The organism is Veillonella sp. ACP1 (assembly GCF_000286635.1).
Classification (GTDB): domain Bacteria; phylum Bacillota; class Negativicutes; order Veillonellales; family Veillonellaceae; genus Veillonella; species Veillonella atypica.
This window is the reverse complement of sequence record NZ_ALKL01000021.1, coordinates 29,764-51,908: the sequence shown is the minus strand read 5'-3', so window position 1 is coordinate 51,908 and position 22,145 is coordinate 29,764. Positions and strand designations below refer to the sequence as shown.

Genomic DNA, 22,145 nt, shown 5'->3' with positions numbered 1-22,145 from the left:
CCTAGCTAAGTAAATTCCATCAAGATATACCACATCATGTACTTCTTCCACTTTTGGTGGCAATGGCCATATGGACCAAAATTTAGCAGTTTTACGCCTAAATGTACGACCTTTACCTGGCATATCAGCTTGAATATCGGTGCTGAATAACCAATTCAAAAATAGGTTTAACTCTTTACTTAAATTATTAATTTTAACGGTAAATGCCACCTTACAATGTTTGCAAAACCAACGCTGAGAACCAGATTTTAAAACACCATGTTTAATACATGTTTCATTACAATCAGGACATTTTATTTGTCGCATAAACTCTTCCTCCATATTTGTTTATATATAGGAAGATATAACCTCATTTTAATCAGTAATTACAAGGGTTAATTGATGTTTTTACCCACACTTTTTGTCCACCCTCAAACTTCTCCAGAAAAAGATTAAACCCTTATAACACTAGTAAATATCTAGTGTTATAAGGGTTTTCACACACACTTTTTGTCCTATAAGCCTATTTTTAGTTGTAATAGTGTTAGAACTGTAATGTTTTAATGCGTTCTACAGCACGGATTGTATTTTCACGGCTGCCGAATGCAGTTAAACGAAGGTAACCTTCGCCGTGTGGACCGAAACCAGAACCAGGTGTAGATACGATTTGTACCTTTTCAAGAAGAAGGTCAAATAATTCCCAACTTGTCATGTTGCCAGGTGTTTTTAACCAAATGTAAGGTGCATCAGTGCCACCGTATACAGTAAGGCCAATGGATTCGAGGCCTTCTTTGATGATGCGTGCATTTTCTTTGTAGTAAGCGATGTTTGCGCGAGTTTGTTCGCGGCCTTCTTTGGAATATACCGCTTCAGCACCACGTTGAACGATGTAAGGTACGCCGTTAAATTTAGTGCATTGACGACGGTTCCACATAGGATTCAAAGGTTGACGTTCGCCAGATTTAGTTTTGCCTGTTACCTCTTTTGGAACTACTGCGTAGGCACAACGTGTACCTGTAAAGCCAGCAGTTTTAGAGAAGGAACGGAATTCAATAGCTACTTCGCGTGCACCTTCGATTTCATAGATAGATTTAACAGTGTCTTCCGTGCTGATGAAAGCTTCATAAGCGGAGTCGAACATCAAAATCGCGTCGTTTTCTTTACACCATTTAATCCATTCAGCTAAGCGTGCACGGCTGAGTACTGTGCCTGTAGGATTGTTAGGGGAGCAAAGATATACGATATCTACACGTTCAGCAGGAAATTCTGGAGAGAAATTATTTTCTGCAAATGTAGGAAGATATACAACCTTTTCGAACATACCATCAACGTCTTGGCCTGTACGACCGCCCATAACGTTGGAATCAAGGTATACAGGGTATACAGGATCGGTGATAGCGATGATATTATCTTCGCTGAATAGTTCTTGGATATTACCAACGTCGGATTTTGCGCCGTCAGAAACGAATACTTCGTCCATACCAATTTCGATGCCATATGGTTTGTAATCGCCTTCGATAATTGCTTTACGAAGGAAATCATAACCTTGTTCTGGACCATAACCGCGGAATGTTTCAGCTTTGCCCATTTCTTGAACAGCCTTAGTCATAGCATCTATGATAGCAGGTACTAAAGGCAATGTTACATCGCCGATACCAAGACGAATAATGTCAGCATCTGGATGAGCTGCTTGGTAATCCGCTACTTTTTTAGCAATGTTAGCAAATAAATAAGAACCTTGTAGGTTTAAATAGTTTTCATTAATATTAGCCATGATGACTCCTTTTATAATTAGAATTCTCTATATATAGTAAAATATATAAGGAATTGGCGCAAGAGGTTTCTATAGAATTTCAAATAAAATATAATGTCATATTAAATACTCATGTAGAGGAGTATACTGTAGATAGATAATAAGCAGTTGATTCGATATTAATCGGCATTTATTATTATAATAAATGTATAGGAAAGAGTGTATTTAAATAGCTTATATCGTGCAGTGTTGATAATGTATTATGAGTTCGAGAAATAGTATTATGGAAGATTACAACAAAAGATTATTAATTAGTATAGAGCGTAGTCTTAATTACAAAACTCCAGAGAAGGATTATAAGAATTATTTGATTGAGCATTTTTATAGAGCTGCGTGTGTTAATTATACTGGTTACATTAAGGAAACTGGTCAACTTTATACTGAGGTTATAGCAGATACGTTAATTCGTGATTGGATTAGTGAGTGGAAAGGGATTCATCCCAAAAGAACTGGCGCAAAGAATCATTTTGATACAGGTCATACTCCATTTGAGGATAAAGATATCGAACAGCTACAATTGACAACTAGTAAAGAGAAAGTTTTAGCAAAGCTTTTATTTTATCAAGGCAATATTGATGGGTTAGGTTATATTTTTGACTATGAAACTCCTTTGAATATGACACAAGGTGATTCTTGTGGAGAAATTGACTTAACTAGTTATAATGATAAGGATAATTTGATTTCTGTTGTAGAGTTAAAATATACACCCACTGGAAGTAATGAAACACTTCTTCGTTGTATTCTAGAATCTTATACGTATTATAGACTTTTTGAATGGAAGCAGATTTATAATAGTGGTACACATATCGGCTTAAATGAATTAAAGCATAAGTATCCTGATTTAGCCCAAAAGCACGATGAATATAAGTTACAAGCTGAATTAGTTATATTATTTGATGAGGCGTCTTGTACTGAAGCAGATGGTGGAGAAGATTCAAATTTAATGCTACGTATAAATTCAAAGAAAGACGCTGAAGCAGACGACGGAAAGAATTCAATGTTATGTATAGATTCAAATTGTGTTGATAAAGCACGCTATCCGTCTAAAACAGTTGTTTCTCAGCAGTATAAAGAGTGTGAAGAATTACTTAAGACTGATAAACGTAATTCTTTACGAACTTTGTGTGAGGCTATCTTAGAACAAGAACCTGAATTGAAACAAATTCGCTTTGTTGTATTGCGTGCTGATACAGTAAGTAAAGCGCCTTATCAAAATAAAATGGTCAACTGGTCTCCAACGTTGGATCGTTCATACCGAGCAGAAACGTTACTCGCTATTTCTAGTAAAGGTTAAGTATGAAAATAATCATCCATCGTGGCACCCATCAGATAGGTGGTAGTGCTGTAGAAATTAGCACTAAAACAACTCGGATTATACTTGATATGGGCGATGAGCTTGGTTTAGAAAAATACTATATGCCATGCCCCTTAGTGATAGATGGGGTAACTGAAGGAACGTCTAATTGTGATGGTGTTCTCATATCTCACTATCACGGCGATCATTTAGGGCAGCTAAAAGCGGTCCTTTCAGATATTCCTATTTATGTAGGGACACTATCGAAAGCTATTGCGCTTATTCCTTCGGAACATAAAGATAGTCAATTATATTTACGATTGTTAGGTGCTAATACTTTTAGTGGCGGTAATGTATTTACGATTGGTGACATACGAATTAGACCTCTTGTTATCGACCATAGTGCAGCAGATAGCTATATGTTTGTCGTTGAAGCAGAAGGAAAAAGTATTTTATATACTGGCGATTTTAGGTTACATGGACTAAGACTCCATTGTATAGAAAAGTTGATAAAAAATTATGTTGGGACAATCGATATTTTGATTACGGAAGGAACTACGCTATCACGAAATCAAGGACGAACAATTAGTGAAGCTGAAGTACTGGACGATATAACATCCTATGTCTCAGATGGCAAGTATGTGTTTGTTATGTGTGCTTCCACGAATATAGATCGGATCATGGGAATATGGCAAAATCTCCCAGACGATAAGGTGTTACTCTGTGATCGATATCAGAAGACGATTCTAGATACTGTTATTAAAAGTACCTATTATGATAGCCGATTATATAAGTGGCATGACAAACCTTTAGTAGTAGATTCTGGAGCATATCCTCAATCATATATGCGGGATGGATTCGTTTCTTTAATCAGATGTACAGATACTTATATAAATAAAATTAAATTTTTTAATAGAGATGATGTGCGGATTATTTACTCGATGTGGACTGGGTATATTAAGTATAATGAATCGTTGAAGGAATTGATTGATACATATCCATCGTATATTTGTCACTCTAGTGGACATGTTACTACATCTGATTTAATTACGTTTATTGATTTGGTCAATCCTGATTTAATCATTCCTATTCATACAAACAGTCCTGAAAGGTTAGAACGTATCTTACATCATAGAAATATACGCATTTTGAGTGATAAAGAAGTTTTTGAAGTTTAGACAGTGAAAGATTACCTTTATAACGAAGAATGTATAGATAAGTGCACCTGTTTTGTGCAGTTATAATATATTACCTGTGAAAGCAAGGTTTCTAAATGAATCCTTGCTTTCATCATTAATTTAGGTTATAATAGTAAAGCTTATTAATGGTAAGCACTTCCTACCCCTATGTGTCGATAGGGGCATTAGTCCGAAAGAGGAGGTGATTTTGTATGAACAAATACGAAGTCATGGTTATTGTGAAACCAGCTGAAGAAGAAGCAACTAACGCTGTCATTGAAAAAGTGGAAGCTTTAATTGCTCGTGTAGGCGGCACAGTAGAAAAGGTAGATCGTTGGGGCAAGCGTCGTCTTGCTTACGCAGTGAAAAAATTCACTGACGGTTTCTACGTATTGGTTAATTTCGAAGCTGATCCAGCTGAAATTAAAGAAATTGACCGTGTGTTGAAAATCAACGATGATGTCTTAAGACACCTGATTGTTAAACACGATGCATAATTAAAGCCTGGAGGAGAAAAGATGAACTCTGTACAAATTCTAGGTAATTTAGCTCGTGATCCTGAAGTACGTTTTACTAAAACTGGTAGAGCAGTGGCAACTTTCACAGTAGCTGCTACTAATACTTATGTTGACTCTACAACCAATGAAACGAAAGAACAAACTGCTTTCATTAATTGCGTTGCATGGGGCAAACTTGGTGAAGCGGCAGGTAATCTTCGTAAAGGCAGTCGCTGCTTTGTAGAAGGTCGCTTGCAAACTCGTTCCTACGAGACTCAGGATGGTCAAAAACGTTACGTTACTGAAGTGGTAGCGAACTTTGTGGGCCAATCCCTTGATATGAATACTAATTCTTTCGATGGTGGGTCCAATTTTGATAGTTTCAGTACAGGCGGCGATGACGAACACATCCCGTTCTAGTGTCCGAGACTCCTACTAATTCGAAAAGGAGGATTCGCAATGAGAAGAGATAGAGGCAGAAAGCCAAGAAGAAAAGTATGCGTTTTCTGTGCAGACCATATCGATCAAATCGACTATAAAGATGTTGCAAAACTTCGTCGTTTCACGACTGAACGCGGCAAAATCTTACCTCGTCGTATTTCCGGTACTTGCGCAAAACATCAACGCAAATTGACTACATCTATCAAACGTGCACGTGCAATCGCTTTATTGCCATTCACTGCAGAATAATTGATGAATCAAGGCGGTATAACCATTTGGTTGTACCGCCTTTTTGCTACATAAAGAGCTGGTTCTGTATGGACTGGCTCTTTTTCTTAGATTGTGGTATATTTTGCAGGAAAACGGTGTTTCTGTAGAACAAATTGTAGCTGATGTAAAAGCATTACTAAGTTAAAATCGCTACAGAATATAACTTATATAAATATTGTTTATAAATGAATTGAAAATTAGTAGTTCTTGCTAATTAGCATAGAAACTACTACTTTTTGAATATATGAATATGAGTTATAAATAGTATTTATAAATAAAATATTTTATAGTTTTTTATCAATATGACTATAAATAATAGATGAAGTAGTATATAATAAAAATAGACTGACCCATTTGGATGTATGATACAGTTTTACTAATTTATAAATCTGTATTGGTTAGTATATGAACGTAAATGTGCTTTTGTTGGTGTGTAAAGGGAGATTTGGAAACATTGAAAAAGGTTTTAACTTTGGCCGTGGCTTTGGCTGTAGTCAGCAGTGGTTATCTGTGTGAGGTAAATGGTGCCGCAGAACCGATAACCAAAAAAGCGCCTTCCATCTCAGAATTTAATATATATGTGCCAAAAGAGCTCAATGAACGTCAAAAAGATCTTGTTGAAATCGGACGTTATACAGCTAGCGGAGATCTTGACTCCTTGAGAGAAACGATTATTTCTGCTATTGAACGTGGTACTTTGACACCTCAAGAGGTAAGTATTGCTATTCGTCAGTTGTACTCTGCAGCGGGTTTAAAGCAAATGAATGCGGCTCTTGCTACATTTGAGCAACTTCGCGAAGAACGCCCTGAGTTTGGTGTAGATTATGATAAACTTGTGCCAAAGCGAGTGGGCTTAAGTGCTCTACTAGGTAATGGCTCAAATAGTACAAATATGGCTGCCAAAATTAAAGCTGATGAAGCATCAACAGCTGTAAAATATAATACATTCCGTATTAAAAAGCCAAAACCACAAAATAGAAACAGATCACGTCTAGGCAAACTTGATCGTGAACTCGTAGCAGCAGCGGCATTAGGTACTCGTGTTGGTAAATCAAATGCGGTATTTGCTACATCTAAGAAAAGTTTAACAGAGCTTGGTTTGAGCCCACAACAAATTGAATACTTAGAAAATATGCTATCTAATTAATGATGAGCCCTTGTCTTTTCATAATGACAGGGGCTTTTTTATATTACTAATTGACGTAAAGTAAAGCATTTTTCTATAATAATAAGGATAGGTAACAATTAGTTATGTAATATAGTACTTTCAGAATAGACATATAAGGAGTAACGATGCGTCTTCGTAGAAAACCGTGGATTGATGAGGCTATCCGCGAGTATGATTCACACATTATTTTATCAGGACAAGAGGCTTATAAAGGCAGATGGAGAGAGGCTTTTTCGCATCCAGAAAGACCATTATACATGGAACTAGGCACTGGTAAGGGACGATTCATTGCGGGTATGTCTGAAGCATATCCAGATGCAAATTTTGTTGGTTTTGAGGTTCAAATCGGTGTAATTTACTATGCAGCACAAAAGATTTTCGAAGCTCAACGGGACAATGCAAAAGTATCTTTGTTTGATATTGCAGGAATTGAAGAAATTGTAGCCCCTGAAGAAGTAGATCGATTCTATATCAATTTCTGTGATCCATGGCCTAAGGCTAAACATGCTAAGCGTCGCTTAACATATCATACATTCCTTGACCGCTATGCACGTTTGTTAAAAGATAATGGCGAAGTGCACTTTAAAACCGATAATGAAGACTTGTTTATGTTCTCTCTAGAGGAGTTCAAAAATTGTGGGTGGGAACTCAAGAATGTCACCTATGATTTACATAGTACAGATTTACCGAATGTAAAAACGGAATATGAAGAGAAATTTAGCGCAAAGGGACAACCTATTTTCCGATTAGAAGCAGTGAAACCGACTGTTACTAAGGAGGCATAATATGGTGCAAAAAGGGGAAAAGAAGGGGCACTTTTGGGAGAAAGTGTTTAAGAACGACCTACAAGGCATGTTATTGCCTATAGCGCTTATGGCCTTGATTGGTAGCATTAATATCTTTAGTGCCACCTATGTTGGGTCGATTACAACAGATACTGGATTGTTGGGCTATGCACCGAGACATTTAGGTTATTTATTGGCTTCTGCTATTTTGGGTGTCCTTTTGTATCGATTTGATTATCGTCGATTACAAAATGCTAAATTACTGACTTGGATAATGGGATTGACCGCAGTATCCTTAGTGGCTATATATTTGGTCGGTGTAGAGGTCAATGGTGCGCGCCGGTGGATTTCTCTTGGCCTATTCTCGTTCCAGCCATCAGAGTTTGCTAAATTGGCTGCACTCATGTGGACAGCAGCTAAATTGGCGGATAAACCGTGGGTAAAACCCAGATTTACATCTATGATTAAACCTAAGAAGGGTTTGTCTCAAAAAGAGGTAGCATTAGGTTATATTTTTGAACGCGTAAGATATATGTGCTATATGTTGCTTTGGCCAATCATATTTGCTTTGCTCACTATTAAACAGCCGGATATGGGGACTGCCGTATTGATTATAGGTTTCTCCTACCTGTTAATATTCTTATCTGGCTTTGAGAAAAGTATATTTGGCTTATCCTTGATGGGTGCTATTGTCGTAGGTATTTATGCTGCTCGTAGTAGTTCGTATCGGTGGGAACGCGTTGTATCTTGGTTTGATCCCTGGTCCTATGCACAGGATAAAGGCTATCAAACTGTACAAGGTTTGTTAGCCGTAGGCTCAGGTGGGTTCTTTGGACAAGGCCTTCTGAATGGTACGTCAAAGTATTTCTATCTACCTGAAGCACATACGGACTTTGCCTTCGCTGTTTGGGCACAGGAAATGGGCTTTTTAGGCGGTATTCTGGTCGTATTCTTAATGGCCATGTTTACGTATTTTGGATTCCGTATTGCTAATAGAGCACGCGATGCTTTTGGTAGATGGTTAGCCATTGGGATTACGATTCTCATCAGTGGTCAAGCATTCTTCAATATCGCCATGGTTTGTGGTATGTTGCCTGTAACAGGTGTGCCATTGCCATTCGTTAGCTATGGTGGTTCTTCTCTAATGATGAATTGTTTAGCTATCGGTATTTTAGCAAGTATTGCGAGACGTGGCGTAGAAGGTGTTAAACCAGTAGGTAATAAGGAAACGTTGCCGTCGTTGCGCGAGGAAACGCAGAGTCGGTTTAGACCGAATAGAACGGTTGAATCTAAATTACCGGGACGTTTTGTACCACCAAATAAACGATAATATATGTGTTGTGTATGAGGGAAAATTATGAACGATTTTATTGATATTCAAGAACGCCCATCATTGGGTAAATTATTGCCACTTAGCTTTCAACATTTATTTGCCATGTTTGGCTCTACCGTACTTGTACCGTATTTGTTGAAAGTCGATCCAGCAACGGCATTATTTATGAATGGCATTGGTACATTGCTGTACTTATTCGTATGTAAAGGCAAGATTCCAGCCTATTTAGGCTCTAGTTTTGCTTTTATTGCTCCTGTTAGTGCGGTATTGGCTGCAGGATTTGGTTATGAGGCAGCCAAAGGTGCCTTTGTCGTATTTGGCTTATCCTTTGTTATTTTATCGTTCTTAGTTCGCTATATTGGTATCGGTTGGATTGATAAATTATTCCCACCAGCTGCGATGGGGGCTATCGTTGCTATCATCGGTCTTGAACTAGCTCCAGTCGCTATGGGCATGGCTGGACTCATCGGTGATCAAAATCTTGGCATGTCTCATGAGCAGGCTATCATAGTATCTATGTTCTCCTTGATTGTGACCTTGTTAGGAACCGTCGTATTCCGAGGATTCCTTGCTGTAATTCCTGTGCTTATCGGCGTAGTGGCAGGTTATATCTTATCTGCTATCATGGGCGTTGTCGATTTCTCCGCTGTTGAAGCGGCACCATGGTTCTCGCTACCACAGTTTTATGGTATGCCTGAATTTGATATCAATGCCATCGTCATGATTATGCCAGCATTATTTGTAGTATTTGCGGAACACGTGGGTCACCTTGTTGTTACAAGTAACATCGTATCAAAAGACTTGATGAAAGAACCAGGTTTACAACGTTCCTTGCTAGGTGATGGCCTTGCGAACATTCTTTCTGGTTTCTTTGGTGCTACACCAAATACGACATACGGTGAAAATATCGGTGTCCTCGCTATTACTCGTTGCTTTAGCGTATGGGTAATTGGTGGTGCTGCAGTTCTTGCGATGATTATCTCCTTTGTAGGTAAAGTAGCAGCTCTTATTCATGCTATTCCAGTTCCAGTTATGGGTGGTGTATCCATTCTCTTATTCGGTATCATTGCAGCATCTGGTTTGCGCATGCTTGTAGAACGCAAGGTAGATTATACAAACCCTGTTAACATGATTCTTACATCTGTTATTCTTGTTGTAGGCCTTAGTGGTGCACAGCTCGTAATTGGTCCTGTTGTTTTAAAAGGAATGGGCTTGGCCACTGTTGTAGGTATGGGGATGAGCATTGTACTTCTTATCCTACAAAAAACAGGTATTGGTAATGATCAATTAAAGAAAACGGATGTATAATTGATTATACATTTAACTATATAGCAAGACTTATAATTAACGCGTAGCTTTTCGGCTACGCGTTTTTGTATAGTGGGCCTTTATATATATCATAGAAGCGTGTCTATTGGAAAAATATAAATGTCTATTGTATAATATATTGTATGAAATGATTTGTGAAAGGAGGTTTATATGGATTATATTTTTTGGCTTATTATAGGTCTCGTATTGATGGCTATTGAACTAGTTATACCTGGTGGTATTGCGGGTCTTATCGGGTACTGTTTGTTTATGTGGGGCGTATTTATCGGCCTTGGTGGTACAGATATAGCCTTATATGCGGTGCTCGGTATCACGATTGTATTAGTCGTGGTATTATTAACCTTCTTTAATCACTTTTCAAAAACCTGGATTGGCAAGCTCTTTACCTTAGGGCAACGATCTACCACAAAAGCTGGATATGTGTCTAATGATGTATTAAAGGATCTAGCTGGCAAGGAGGGCGTAGCGCATACAACATTACGCCCTGCAGGTATTGCTAAAATTGATGGTGATTTAGTGGATGTTGTAACCGAAGGGGACTTCATCGATGCCGGTTCACCCATTGTGGTGCTTCGTGTTGTAGGTGGCCGCAATATTGTTAGAAAGCGCGATTAAGCTTTCACCACATCGTCGTATATAATGGAGGTTACTATGGATGTAGGTATTTTAATTTTGATTCCCATTCTACTGATTGGGATTATGGTATTCTTGTATGTTGTGCCATTAGGCCTTTGGGTATCCGCGTTGGCAGCCGGTGTTAACGTAGGCATTTTTACATTAGTTGGTATGCGTTTACGTCGTGTAAATCCATCTCAAATCGTAATGCCTTTGATTAAAGCTAATAAAGCGGGCCTTGAGGTTAATGTAAATCAATTGGAAGCGCATTACCTTGCAGGTGGTGACGTTGACCGCGTCGTAGATGCATTGATTGCCGCTGAGCGCGCATCCATTCCGTTGACATTTGAACGTTCTGCAGCTATCGACCTTGCAGGTCGCGATGTATTGGAAGCAGTACAAATGTCCGTTAATCCTAAAGTGATTGAAACACCAATTATCTCTGCAGTAGCGAAAAATGGTATCGAACTCAAGGTTCGTGCTCGCGTAACGGTACGTGCTAATATTGATCGCCTCGTTGGTGGTGCTGGTGAAGCTACAATTATCGCCCGTGTTGGTGAAGGTATCGTAACAACGGTAGGTTCTTCTGAAGAGCATACAGATGTATTGGAAAATCCAGATCACATTTCTCGTACTGTATTGGGTAAAGGCCTTGATGCGGGTACTGCATTCGAAATCTTATCCATTGATATCGCTGACGTAGACGTAGGACGTAACATTGGTGCTCAATTGCAAACAGACCAAGCGGAAGCAGATAAAAAAATCGCACAGGCTCGTGCCGAAGAACGCCGTGCTATGGCAGTTGCTACAGAACAAGAAATGCGTGCTAAAACACAAGATATGCAAGCTAAGGTAGTGGAAGCACAAGCTGAAGTTCCTAAAGCATTGGCAGAAGCTTTCAGAAACGGTAATCTCGGCGTTATGGATTACTACAATATGAATAATATTATTGCAGACACTAAGATGCGTGAGAATTTAGCAGATGGTGAATAGGAGTAGCTATGGACTCTATTTTGTCTACAGTACTATCGGCCTTTACGCATAATCCTATATTTGTTCTAGCTATAATTGCTTATATCGTGTTCTCCTTTTTGAAAAGCTCAAAGACTGAAGATGCTGATGAGTATGAAACCTCAGGTGCTGAAAAGACTTGGGAGGATATGGAGCGTGAATACGGTATTTCTATTGAACGTAAAATAGAAGAACCTCCGGTTAATGCTACATCTAATGATGCTGTCTATCAGTCGTCTAATACTCAAATTTCTTATAATCAATCTGCAGAACAACCTAAAAAAGAGCAATATAAACAACGAGAAGAACATAAAGTATCTACTAGTAAAACGGTTGCAGTTTCTACATTGACTGAGCGCCTAGCAGAATTTAAGCGCCAAAAAGCAATGGAAGAAGTAAAGATTCCTCTTGTTGATGTAGAGACTCATACGAAGCCTGTAACGAAGAAGGCTCGCAAGTCGCGTCATGATATTAAAGAAGGTATGAAATGGGCTTTTATATTAGAAAAGCCGAAGGCATTGCGTCATAGGGTTCGATAATGTATATCTGTTCCTGATAAAGGCAGGGTTCCCAATGGTCACCGGGGTGACTATTGGGAACCCTTTTTCTATTGCTAAGACTATAACTAGCCTTTCATAATAAGTGTAATAGGTGTGTGAATATAGTTCGCCTAAATTATGAAAGGAGCGATTATATGTATCGCAGCGTACGAAATATTCCAAAACAATTATTAGAGAATCTATATGTTAAAGAGAAATGGACCTTACGAGACATTGCCGATTATATTGGGTGTAGTGTAGATACAATTGTAAGGCGTATGCAGATGTATAAGATTGCGCGACGTGAAACGCGTAAAGATATCAATCGCGCAACCTTGGTAAATTTATATGAAGTGAGTCATACGAGTATTGAAGCCTTGGCCCGCCGTTTTAATGTATCCACTGCGACCATATCTAATCGATTACATGAGTATGGACTGCTGTGTACTCATGACCATTCTATTCATAGTGTAGAACCAGATCGTATTAAAAAGGCTTATGAAAGTGGTAATAGTACAACTCGTATTGCCCATATGATGGGGCTTTCACGATGGAAGGTATTACATATCTTACATCACATGGGGGTCAATATACGCGGTGGGCGGCGTAAGGTGATGCCTATCGATGAAATGAGCTATTTGTATAGCTATCATGGGTTGAGTACAAAGGATATAGGTGTTGCGTATCAGTTACAAGCCAACACAGTCGCCTTATATTTGCGAGAATCTGGTGTTGCATTACGTGGTAAACGGTTAGAGGTAGATACGAATGAGATTAGTAGATTACGGATGGAAGGCTTATCCATTGCAGCTATCGCACGACAACTCGAATGTTCCCCGTCTGTTATAAGAAACCGATTAAAGCAGCAACAATCTTAGTAGAGACGTAGTATAGTATGGTGTCGTATGGTAAATCTATATAAACCTCATCCCATTCGGTATAGAAATTTGTAGTTAATTACTATATACTTAGATTTATATGATGATGGGAGGTTTATTATGTTCGAATATTTAACATTATTATTACCATTTTTACTGCTAGGGTTCATCGCCGCCGGCCTATCTAGAATATCTGGTGTGGCGTTATCCATGATTATTGTACCAACCTTGTTGATTTGGGGGGCTACACCACTAGATGTGGTTGCGTTTATGCTCCTCTTTGTAGTGTATAATAATTTCACATCTGAAACACAAGATGTACGCCTTGATTACAAGGATCTCGTATTATTTCCTAAATGGCGCTTGTTAATTCCTTTAGTTTTGACGGTAGTTGGTATCTTCATTAACCCAGCTATTGGTATTGCTGTCTTTATGGCCTGCTTTGTATTGGAATTACTAGCTACAGTGTTCAAACGCATTCCTGAACGGGAACGTCCTGCTGTTCATCGCGTTATTGTACTTTCCGTTCTCAGTGCTATTGTAACAGCTATTGGCGCCTATGTAGGTCCTACTATTAGTGGGGATTACTATTTTGGCTTAGTTGGTTTAGCCATCTTGGCCATTACTGCCTTTGCTTGGTATGCAGGCCGTAATCGAAATGCATTTAAAGGTATTTGGGAATTTATCTGGGTTGATTTCGGCATTTTGCTTGGTTTATTCGGTATTGAAAGCGCCAACTATCCATCTGGGTTGACTCGAGACTATAAGAGTTCTATGGATCGTATGCTACCAATGATTACTGTAGTAGGCGGTTATGCGGGATTGATGGTTATCTTTGGTGTATATGGCATGTTCTCATTGCCATCCTTTATTACAGCCATTGGTGCGGCCATTGGTATACGCATGTTTGGTTTGTACGAATTCCCTAAACGGGGCACCTTCTCTTACCTAGCAATTGGATTTGCTATAGCTGCCGTTGTATGTTTATATCTCGTATCTCCTGTACCAACAGGATTTGATGCGGTCAATACGATTATGACCCAACCTATGGTTCAATAAAAGGTGAGTTTTATCATAGTATCAATTATCTAAGCTTGTTATTGTGAGAGTAGATCGTTAACATAAACAATAAGGAGATGTGTATCGTGAAAGATAATACGGCTGTTGAAGTACATTCTAATGAAGTTGTAGAGACGAGACCATTTCCGCCATTCTTGCCGAAGAATGCAACGGTTATGATGATGGGAACATTTCCACCAACATCTGAAAAGCGAGCCATGGAATTTCATTATCCTAATTTTCAAAATGATATGTGGCGTGTTTTCGGTTTGGTGTTCTTTGATGATAAAGAACATTTTAGAAAAGGGGAAGAAAAAGCATTTGATGCGGAAAAGATTAAAGCTTTTTTATCTCAAATTGGTATAGCTTCTTGTCCAACGGTATTGAAAGCTATTCGTGAGCATGGTAATGCATCTGATGCGTTTTTAAAGGTAGTTGAGCCCGTTCCTCTCGCTGACGTATTAGCACAAATACCAGATTGTACTCATATTGGTACAACAGGTGGCAAGGCCACAGAAATCTTACTTAGTTTATTACCTGAAAAGGTAAAACTACCAAAAACAGGGGAAACGATTCCTTTTGTCTATGAAGGCCGAGAACTTTCTTTGACGCGTTTGCCATCTACCTCTAGAGCCTATCCGTTGAGTCTTGTGAAGAAGGCGGAGGCTTATAAAGCATTTTTTAAAGCTTGTGGATTAGAAACAAAATAATTGAATAATAGTAGGATACCTTTGATGGTCTATTCTAATTGGTAAATTAGAGTAGAACCTATCAAAGGTATTTTTATTATTAAAAATTTACGTAAATAGGTGATATGGTAATTTGCTTATTGTATATAAATCTATGGCATCAGTCATAATTAAAAGTGATAACAAAAATAACTTTTTAATTCTTGTTTTTTATGATGAGAGGTCTATAATTAACCAATGTCATTATATGGTTGACAAATATTTTAGAAATAGGAGTTGATACTATGGATAAGGCTAAGGAGGCCTTATGGACAAGATCATTTGTCCTCGATACTTTGATTAATTTCTTAGTATTTTTGATTTATTATTTATTAATTGTTATTATTGCCGTAGTGGCAAAAGATAACCTTCACGCCACAGCCAGTCAAGCAGGCTTAGCTGTTGGTATATATATTATCGGTACCGTCGTGGCACGATTGTTAGCGGGACGCTTTATTAGTGTCTTAGGTTGCCGAAAGATGCTGTACTTAGGTTTGTTTATTTATTTGGCTTCAACGGCCATGTACTTCTACACACCTAACTTGTTAATGCTCGATAGCGTTCGATTCTTAAATGGTTTTGCTTACGGTATTACATCAACTGCAACAAGTACGATTATTGCTGCTATTATACCTCAATCTCGTCGTGGCGAAGGGATTAACTACTACGGTTTATCTACTTCTCTTGCTGCTGCAGTAGGTCCATTCTTAGGTATTTTAATGCTTCACAGTCTTGGCTATGATTTTATCATCGCATTCTGTGTTGCCCTTATCGTTATTTGTGGCATTGGCGCCGTAATTATGAAGTTTAAGGAGACTAAGCTTGATATCGATTCTGAAGCTCATAAGGGCATTAAGATTTCCGATTATATTGAACCTCGTATGAATTCTATTAGCCTTGTTTCTGTGCTTGTAGGCTTTGCATACTCTGGTGTTATCGGCTTTATGGCAGCCTATACAAAAGACTTAGATCTTATTATGGCAGGTACATTCTTCTTCGTTGTCTATGCCGTAGTGATCACTATTACAAGACCTTTACTTGGTATTCTATTTGATATGAAAGGGGAAAACTTCGTTTTATATCCTTGTTTCGTATCTTTAGCGCTTGGTATTTTCTTACTATCCATTGCTCACTCTACATGGCTTGTACTTTTATCCGCCGTATTCGTCGGACTTGGCTATGGTACATTCATGTCTAATGGTCAAGCGGTAACTGTTAAAATTGTACCGGTACACCGCATTGGTGTTGCTACATCAACATACTTTATCGCCTTGGATGTGGGCCTTGGCTTTGGTCCATATATCTTAGGTGCCATTAAGGAGGTAGTCGGTTATACAAGCATGTTCCATGTAACTGTTGTAGTAGCCCTTGTTGCCTTAGTTGCTTATTATTTATTCTATGGCCGTTATGTAGGCACAGATAAAGATCTTTCCATGAAAGCACGTGCTGAAGAAGAACAAATTAGAAATCGTAAACGTAATGGTAAACTTGTATAAAACGATGTTTGACATTGGGGATACAATTTTATAGAGTAATAAAAAATGACTATTCGAGCAGTTGCTCGGATAGTCATTTTGCTATCTTATAGTATTATTTTTCGATATTTACAATGTTGACGATAACTTCAACAGCTTTTTTCATATCGTCGATACATGCAAATTCATGACGACCATGGAGATTTTCTACACCAGTAAAAATATTAGGTGTTGGAATGCCCATAAAAGAAATTTTAGAGCCATCGGTACCGCCACGAATAGGATCGCAGATAGGTGTGATACCTGCTTTTTCCATGGCCGCTTTGGCTACGTTTACACATTCCATATTGTCTTTAATGATATCGTACATATTGTAATATTGATCTTTTACGGAGACTTCGCAAACTTCACGGCCATAGATTTCGTTTAATGTTTGACCTGCTTGTAGGAAAAATGCTTTTTTCGCTTCGAACAATTCTTTGTCATGGTCGCGGATGATGTAGTTCATCTTACCAGTATCTACTTGTGTTTCCATGCTCATGAGCATAAAGAAACCTTGACGACCACAAGTGTGTTCAGGAACGGCCGCCCCAGGTAATAACGCGTCAAATTGCATAGCCAGTTTAGCACAATTAATCATGATACCCTTTGCTGTACCCGTATGAACCGATACGCCTTTGAGCGTTACAGTACCGCCAGCCGCATTGAATGTTTCATACTCGAGTTGACCTAGGCTTTCACCATCAATCGTATAGGCAAAATCAACAGGGAATTGTTTCACATCAAAGTGATCTGCGCCAGTACCAATTTCTTCATCAGGGCCAAAGGCACACATGATTTTACCGTGTTTGATTTCTGGGTGAGCCACGAGATAGGAGAGGGCTTCCATAATTTCGCAGATGCCAGCCTTGTCGTCACCGCCGAGTAGTGTGAGACCATCTGTTACGACCAAGGATTTACCAATATAGTTCTTTAAATTAGGAAAATCTGTACGACGTGTGAAAATCTGATGTTCTTCGTTGAGGCAAATATCGTTGCCATCGTAGTTTTCAATGATGCGTGGCTTAATATTTTCTGCGTTATAGTCGGCCGTATCCATATGGGCGATAAAACCAATAGAAGGGGCCTTTGCATCTGTGTTAGCATTTAATGTACCGATGACAAATCCGTTTTCTCGATTGTAGATGACCTCATCAAGACCAATTGCTTTCAAATCAGGAACAAGCACATTGGTAGCAAAATCAACTTGCGTTTGCGTACTTGGAATCGTTGTACTTTCCTCGTTAGACCGTGTATTTATGCTTGTGTAGCGTACAAAACGTTCAACCATTGGTTCCATAATAAGCCTCCTTGAGAGAATGTATTGAATATATAATTGGTTGATACCATAGTTAGACCTATTTAGCCTATATATCTTAATTGTAGACCAGTAGTGCATAAAAAGCAAAGTGTATCGGTGCATAATGTGTAAAAATATTCGTATTATGCATATAAAGCAATTGAAACGTATATAGCACCATGATAGTATAAAGGTGGATAGATATACGTTTGTGTTTTTTATGAGGAGGTTTTACTATGTCGGACGAAACTCGTTCTATTCCGCCCGTAGAACCGGTACTTGATCCTAAAAAGGACTACGAAGAAATTAATTCATACGTAGTATTTTGGGGCCTGTTCTATGCAGCAATCTTTACACTGGCTGTTGGCTATCTATGTTTGAAAATTGGTCAAACAGTAGATGCCTTTGCTCCAGTATCTGTACTTGCCATGGGTACAGCAGTTATTTTGAAACGGAAAAATGCGTTTGCTGAAACTGTACACATTCAAGCAATCGCCAGCTCTAGTACAAACACATTAGCTGGGGCTATGTTCTTCTTGCCAGCCCTTTACATTTGGGGTGTAACAGATGTAACCTTTACACAAATGGCAATTCCAATTATTCTCGGTGGCGTACTTGGTGTTCTATTATGCGTTATGTTCCGTCGCTATTTTGTAGAAGAAATGCACTATGTGTATCCATTCCCAAGCGGTCGCGCTGCAGCTGAAGTATTGATGAGTAACGAAGGTAGTAAAGCTAAATTGATGTTAGGTTCTGGCCTTATTGCTCTCGTATATGACTTTATTCTAAACAGCCTTGGCTGGTGGGAAGAGGTCATTCGTACAGCTACATTTAAATGGGGTGCTGCCTTAGCAGACCAAACTAAATTGACGGCTGCTGTAGATACCGATGCAGCATTGCTAGGCCTTGGGTATTTTACAGGCCTTCGCTATGCAGCGATTATTGCGGCTGGTTCATTCTTCTCTTGGTTTGTATGTATTCCGGTTGTGTATTTCTTAGCGCCAGAACATGTGATGCACATCAATGGTCAATCCGTACTCTTAGCAGATGCGCCAATTCGTAAGGTATTCCTTGATTATGTGCGTCATATCGGCATCGGTATGCTCGCTATGGCCGGTATTATTGGCCTCTTGAGTATGTCTAAGGTTGTGGGCAGTGTTGTTAAAAAAGCGGTTTTAGATATATTCACATCCAAAACTACAGAAGTTAATTTGCTTCGTACACAACGCGATGTTCCTACATCTTGGATTGGTGCAGGCATCTTGTTATGTACCGTTTTATTTGCCGTATACTTCCACTTTATGTATTCTGAAAGCCTCGCTCAAACAGGCGTAGCCTTCTTAATCGTTCTAATCATGTCCTTCTTACTTGCTGTAGTAGGTATTAGCTCCATTGCCTATACTGGTACAGAACCGGTATCCGGTATGACAATCTTTATGATTATCATTTCTGCTGTATGCTTAACAGCTGCTGGTATGACTGGTAAAGTCGGTATGATTGCAGTCCTCATGATGGCATCCTTTATCGGTACAACCATTGGTATGGCCGGTAACTTTATGTCCGAACTTAAGGTAGCGCACATGACAGGTGCTACACCTAAAAAAATGGAACAATGGCAAATCGTTGGTACCATTCTCTGTGCTGTACTTTCTGTAGGTGTCATGATCTTATTAAATGGTGCCTATGGTTTCGTAGGGGACCATGCATTGAATGCTCCTCAAGCGAATGCAATGGCTGCCATCATCGAACCTATGATGACTGGTGGTAGTGCACAATGGCCTTTATACATGGCAGGCGCATTGTTTGCAATCATCTTATGGATGGTGAAAGTTCCACCGTTGGCATTTGCATTAGGAACATATCTACCTATGGAAATCAACACCCCATTACTAGTTGGTGGTTTGATTGCATACTTTGTACAAAATAGTACAAACGATAAAGCGTTGGCAGACCTTCGATTCTCCAAAGGTAGTACAATTGCATCCGGTCTTGTAGCCGGTGGTGCTATTGGTTCCTTGTTCAGTGCCGTACTTCGTATTGCAGGTATTGATGTATTTGCTCAAGAATGGGTAGAAACACCAGAGGCAACATACCTCAGTATCGTAATGTACTTGTTACTCTGTGCATTCTTGTACAAGGTAGCTATGTATATTAAAGATAAAAAAACAGCTAAATAATATGAATCCCTTTTAATGGGATTACAAAAGAACGCTCTCTATGAATGGAATTTGTAGAGAGCGTTTTTATATGGAAATAACCAAACTATAATAGATTGTCTTTAATATATATATAATCTATGCCAAATAAAACATATTTATATAGTAGGAATTATTGACCTAGTATATATAGGGTGATATGATATGTTTATATTATTTTTTAGTTAGAAAAAGGTATAAGATTCTAAGTGACCAAATAGTAGAGTCTTTTTACTGCTGAGGTATATAATGAAATTAAAACGAATTGCGGCTCTACTAGGTGCTTTCACAATTGCTAGTAGTCTATTTATAGCTGGTTGTGGTAATACTACTAGTAATAATGATAAAGTATGGCGCGTTGGCACAGATGCTACCTATGCACCATTTGGATTTAAAGACAAAGATACAGGCAAGTTGGATGGTTTTGATATCGATATTATTAATGCTATAGCTAAAGAAGAAGGCATTGAAGCAGATATTCAAAACTTAAATTTTGATGCTTTATTACCAGCTTTACAAAGTAATACAATTGATATTGCCATTTCTGATATGACTATTTCAGAGGATCGTGCTAAATCCGTTGATTTTAGTAATCCTTACTATATTGCTGGTAATGGATTAGTCGTAAATATTGATAATACTACAATCCATAGCTTTAAGGACTTAGAGGGTAAACGCATTGGCGTTTCTATTGGCTCCACTGGTGCTGAGATTGCTAGCAAAATTCCTAATGCAGATGTACGACAATTTAATAATATTGTTGATGCCTTTTTGGAATTAGAAAATAAAGGCGTAGATGTCGTTATTAATGATACGCCGGTAAATGAGTATTATGTAAATAATAAAGGCCGTGGCATTGCCAAGGTTACCGGTGAGGACTATGATGCGGCGCCCCTCGGTATTGCTGTGAAAAAAGGTAATACGGAGTTACTTGGTAAAATAAACGATGGGTTAGCCAAAATTAAGGCTAATGGTAAATATGCAGAGATTTATAAAAAGTGGTTTGGTAAAGAACCACCTGTAGAAGATTTGAAATAGGTGATAGAATGGCTAAACGAAAAGCATTTTTGAAGATTGTAAAGGAAAATGGACCTCTTGTACTAGATGGTGCATTCGGTACAGAATTAGAGCGTCATGGATGTAATATTCATGATGAGTTGTGGTCGTCTAAGATGCTTATTGAAAATCCAGAAATCATCAAAAAAGTGCACATTTCCTACTTGGCAGCCGGTGCAGATATTATTGAAAGTTCTGGTTATCAAGCAACTGTAGCTGGGTTTAAAGCTCATGGGTATGGTACAGAAGAAGCACTAGATTTGGTGAAGTTATCCGTTCGTTTAGCCGTGCAAGCACGTAATGAATTTTTAGAAGCTAAAGCGAATGATGCGCTTACATTGCGTGGTATTACATTAGGCGAACAATTGCCAGATGGCAGTGTCCGTTACTTCTCTGAAGGGGCCTTACCAAAACCATTGGTAGCGGCTTCTGTTGGCCCATATGGTGCTTTCTTGGCAGATGGATCGGAATATCGTGGCGACTACGGTGTACAAACCGAATATTTAGAAGTGTTCCATATTCCTCGCATTGCATTATTCTGCGAAGAAAACCCAGATGTGTTAGCCTGTGAAACTGTGCCTTGCTATGATGAGGCCATCGCCATTGCCCGTACCTTGTGTGATCCACTTACGACAAAAGGCATTCCTGCATGGATTTCCTTTTCCTGCAAAGATGAACATCATATTTCAAGTGGGGAGACCATCATTAAATGTGCTGAAATGATCGATAAGGTGCGTCAAGTGACGGGGATAGGGATTAACTGTACAGCGCCGGAATATGTAGAATCCTTGATTAAAGATATTAGGTCTGTCACAAATAAGCCAATTGCTGTATATCCAAATCTTGGTGAAACTTATGATGGAGAAACTAAAACATGGTCAGGTGGACAACAAAGCTTTATCGACTATGTTGATGTATGGCGCAAGGCCGGGGCTAATATAATCGGTGGATGTTGCCGAACAAATCCTGATATCATTCGTGAAGTAGCAAAACAAATACATGTAAAATAAATGAGAGGGACTGTATAAGTACAGTCCCTTTTACTTTAGTGAAATGATATAATGTATATAAATAATTGATATTTATTCGCAACATGATATAGTTAACATAAGGAGGTGTGTGCAGATAAAACAGAGATTTACAAAAATAGCGTGGAAGTTTAT

General features: G+C 38.7%; 21 protein-coding genes and 1 pseudogene. 19 read left to right on the top strand and 3 right to left on the bottom strand.

Annotated features, from left to right (window positions below):
• Both HMPREF1151_RS07790 and HMPREF1151_RS07785 read right to left on the bottom strand, forming a co-directional pair.
• Positions 1-306, bottom strand: a pseudogene (locus HMPREF1151_RS07790) (IS256 family transposase); the annotation flags it as partial.
• Between the two features lie 217 nt (positions 307-523).
• Positions 524-1,753, bottom strand: coding sequence for an LL-diaminopimelate aminotransferase (locus HMPREF1151_RS07785; RefSeq protein WP_009661645.1), 1,230 nt, complete (start codon positions 1,751-1,753; stop codon positions 524-526).
• 262 nt (positions 1,754-2,015) lie between these two features.
• Between HMPREF1151_RS07785 and HMPREF1151_RS07780 the strand changes: the two genes are divergently transcribed.
• From HMPREF1151_RS07780 to HMPREF1151_RS07705, 16 genes are all read left to right on the top strand, one after another.
• Positions 2,016-3,086, top strand: a complete 1,071-nt coding sequence (locus tag HMPREF1151_RS07780) for a hypothetical protein (RefSeq protein WP_009661648.1) — start codon at positions 2,016-2,018, stop codon at positions 3,084-3,086.
• 2 nt (positions 3,087-3,088) lie between these two features.
• A complete protein-coding gene (locus tag HMPREF1151_RS07775; RefSeq protein ID WP_009661643.1) occupies positions 3,089-4,264 on the top strand; it encodes an MBL fold metallo-hydrolase in 1,176 nt (391 codons plus the stop codon).
• Positions 4,265-4,476: 212 nt separating this feature from the next.
• Positions 4,477-4,761 carry a 30S ribosomal protein S6 gene (gene rpsF / locus HMPREF1151_RS07770; protein WP_005377647.1) on the top strand — a complete coding sequence of 95 codons (285 nt, stop codon included), beginning with the start codon at positions 4,477-4,479 and terminating at the stop codon, positions 4,759-4,761.
• A gap of 21 nt (positions 4,762-4,782) precedes the next feature.
• Positions 4,783-5,181 (top strand): single-stranded DNA-binding protein, encoded by a 399-nt coding sequence (locus tag HMPREF1151_RS07765; protein WP_005382135.1) that lies wholly within the window; start codon positions 4,783-4,785, stop codon positions 5,179-5,181.
• Between the two features lie 39 nt (positions 5,182-5,220).
• Positions 5,221-5,451, top strand: a complete 231-nt coding sequence (gene rpsR / locus HMPREF1151_RS07760) for a 30S ribosomal protein S18 (RefSeq protein ID WP_004693795.1) — start codon at positions 5,221-5,223, stop codon at positions 5,449-5,451.
• A gap of 475 nt (positions 5,452-5,926) precedes the next feature.
• Positions 5,927-6,619 carry a hypothetical protein gene (locus HMPREF1151_RS07755; RefSeq protein WP_009661654.1) on the top strand — a complete coding sequence of 231 codons (693 nt, stop codon included), beginning with the start codon at positions 5,927-5,929 and terminating at the stop codon, positions 6,617-6,619.
• A gap of 146 nt (positions 6,620-6,765) precedes the next feature.
• Complete coding sequence (trmB, locus tag HMPREF1151_RS07750; protein WP_005380282.1) at positions 6,766-7,425, top strand: tRNA (guanosine(46)-N7)-methyltransferase TrmB; 660 nt, start codon at positions 6,766-6,768, stop codon at positions 7,423-7,425.
• A 1-nt stretch (position 7,426) separates the two neighbouring features.
• Positions 7,427-8,755 (top strand): FtsW/RodA/SpoVE family cell cycle protein, encoded by a 1,329-nt coding sequence (locus HMPREF1151_RS07745; protein ID WP_005377720.1) that lies wholly within the window; start codon positions 7,427-7,429, stop codon positions 8,753-8,755.
• A 27-nt stretch (positions 8,756-8,782) separates the two neighbouring features.
• Positions 8,783-10,066: a uracil permease gene (gene uraA / locus HMPREF1151_RS07740; RefSeq protein ID WP_009661650.1), complete on the top strand. Its 1,284-nt coding sequence runs from the start codon at positions 8,783-8,785 to the stop codon at positions 10,064-10,066.
• A 171-nt stretch (positions 10,067-10,237) separates the two neighbouring features.
• A complete protein-coding gene (locus tag HMPREF1151_RS07735; RefSeq protein WP_009661625.1) occupies positions 10,238-10,702 on the top strand; it encodes an NfeD family protein in 465 nt (154 codons plus the stop codon).
• A gap of 36 nt (positions 10,703-10,738) precedes the next feature.
• Positions 10,739-11,695, top strand: a complete 957-nt coding sequence (gene floA, locus HMPREF1151_RS07730) for a flotillin-like protein FloA (protein ID WP_005377705.1) — start codon at positions 10,739-10,741, stop codon at positions 11,693-11,695.
• 8 nt (positions 11,696-11,703) lie between these two features.
• A complete protein-coding gene (locus HMPREF1151_RS07725; RefSeq protein WP_005382140.1) occupies positions 11,704-12,252 on the top strand; it encodes a hypothetical protein in 549 nt (182 codons plus the stop codon).
• A gap of 155 nt (positions 12,253-12,407) precedes the next feature.
• Entirely contained in the window at positions 12,408-13,130 is a 723-nt protein-coding gene (locus tag HMPREF1151_RS07720; RefSeq protein ID WP_009661656.1) for a helix-turn-helix domain-containing protein, read from the top strand.
• A 120-nt stretch (positions 13,131-13,250) separates the two neighbouring features.
• A complete protein-coding gene (locus HMPREF1151_RS07715) occupies positions 13,251-14,189 on the top strand; it encodes a hypothetical protein (RefSeq protein WP_009661636.1) in 939 nt (312 codons plus the stop codon).
• A gap of 77 nt (positions 14,190-14,266) precedes the next feature.
• The gene (locus HMPREF1151_RS07710) at positions 14,267-14,899 is read left to right on the top strand and encodes a DNA glycosylase (RefSeq protein WP_050988787.1); all 633 of its coding nucleotides are present in this window, start codon (positions 14,267-14,269) and stop codon (positions 14,897-14,899) included.
• Between the two features lie 263 nt (positions 14,900-15,162).
• Positions 15,163-16,413 carry an MFS transporter gene (locus tag HMPREF1151_RS07705; protein ID WP_009661628.1) on the top strand — a complete coding sequence of 417 codons (1,251 nt, stop codon included), beginning with the start codon at positions 15,163-15,165 and terminating at the stop codon, positions 16,411-16,413.
• A gap of 94 nt (positions 16,414-16,507) precedes the next feature.
• Here the strand turns inward: HMPREF1151_RS07705 and pepT are convergent, their stop codons facing one another.
• A complete protein-coding gene (pepT, locus tag HMPREF1151_RS07700; RefSeq protein WP_005377708.1) occupies positions 16,508-17,731 on the bottom strand; it encodes a peptidase T in 1,224 nt (407 codons plus the stop codon).
• A 236-nt stretch (positions 17,732-17,967) separates the two neighbouring features.
• Here pepT and HMPREF1151_RS07695 point away from each other — a divergent pair, with 236 nt between their 5' ends.
• The 3 genes from HMPREF1151_RS07695 (at position 17,968) to mmuM (ending at position 21,992) form a co-directional block, all read left to right on the top strand.
• Positions 17,968-19,908 carry an OPT family oligopeptide transporter gene (locus tag HMPREF1151_RS07695; protein ID WP_009661652.1) on the top strand — a complete coding sequence of 647 codons (1,941 nt, stop codon included), beginning with the start codon at positions 17,968-17,970 and terminating at the stop codon, positions 19,906-19,908.
• Between the two features lie 267 nt (positions 19,909-20,175).
• Positions 20,176-20,964, top strand: a complete 789-nt coding sequence (locus tag HMPREF1151_RS07690) for a basic amino acid ABC transporter substrate-binding protein (RefSeq protein ID WP_009661634.1) — start codon at positions 20,176-20,178, stop codon at positions 20,962-20,964.
• A gap of 8 nt (positions 20,965-20,972) precedes the next feature.
• Positions 20,973-21,992 carry a homocysteine S-methyltransferase gene (gene mmuM / locus HMPREF1151_RS07685; RefSeq protein ID WP_009661651.1) on the top strand — a complete coding sequence of 340 codons (1,020 nt, stop codon included), beginning with the start codon at positions 20,973-20,975 and terminating at the stop codon, positions 21,990-21,992.
• The last annotated feature ends 153 nt before the right edge of the window (positions 21,993-22,145 follow it).